A 1103-nucleotide genomic window follows, 5' to 3' on the forward strand; every position below is an offset into this window, starting at 1 on the left:
TGGTATTGATACCAAGACAGGTATGAACTATGTATTTGGTATTTCTCACGACGAAGAAAAAGACCTGTACTTACCAAAAGTTGATGTATTTGTGCACGGTATATCAACTGAGTATATCTTCAGTGAAGAGTTCATTGAGTCAGCTGGTTATGAAAAAATTGTCACGATGGCGAAGTCTCTTGAAGGTATTTTCAGTGAGAATAGCTTTATTAAGCGTGGTGAAAAACAGTTTGCGATCACTGATTTTAAGCAAGGTTTAGAGGTTCTAATGAAGGAAGCTCAGCGTGGTCTTTATATTCAGCGATATAAAGGTCTAGGTGAGATGAACCCTGAGCAGCTCTGGGAAACAACGATGGACCCAGAAAGTCGCCGTATGATGAAAGTAAATATCGAAGATGCGGTTGCCGCTGATCAGATCTTTACGACCTTAATGGGTGATGAAGTTGAACCAAGACGAGACTTTATTCAGACAAATGCTTTGGAAGTAACAAACCTGGATGTCTAGTTCTAAGTCCCAAGGTGACGCCTCAATTAGTGCTGAAAGTAAGCCATATCACCATGGTGACTTGAAGACGGCATTAGTTGAGTCAGCTAAAGACATATTAAAAATTAAAGGCGTAGATGCTCTATCTTTAAGAGCCATTGCCGCAGAAGTAGGGGTGTCGCATATGGCACCTTATACTCACTTTAAGAACAAGAAAGAGCTCTTACAAGCTATCGCTGCATCAGGCTTCGATGACCTAACTAAACGCTTGATAGATATTAAGAAGAGCTATACTGATCCATGGGATTTGGTATTTAACTACGGCGTCGCCTACGTTCAGTTTGCCGTAGAAAACCCTGCAATTTATAGACTAATGCTGAGCCAGGCTGATACTGGTGGTCGTCGAAACAAGCTCGAAGCCTCAGCGAATCCAGAGATATCCCCTGTCCTCGAAATTAGTTCTCAAAAGCCTTTTAAAATACTTAGACAAGCATTTGAGCATGGCAATGTTGAGTCCAAGCATGTAACGGCTAGAGCCCTGAGTGCATGGTCGATGGTTCACGGCATGTCAGCTTTAATTATTGATGGCCATATTCGTATACCTGGGGATATGAGCATT

1 protein-coding gene and 1 pseudogene are annotated in these 1103 nt (G+C 41.9%); both read left to right on the forward strand.

Annotated features, from left to right (window positions below; translation table 11 throughout):
- Positions 1-505 (forward strand): annotated as a pseudogene (gyrB, locus tag A3757_RS24160) (DNA gyrase subunit B); the annotation flags it as partial.
- Positions 498-1103 (forward strand): TetR/AcrR family transcriptional regulator (locus A3757_RS24165; protein WP_068740439.1); only part of this gene is annotated, 606 nt, incomplete at its 3' end. The pseudogene gyrB and the gene A3757_RS24165, both read left to right, overlap by 8 nt.

This window comes from Oleiphilus sp. HI0117, assembly GCF_001635235.1.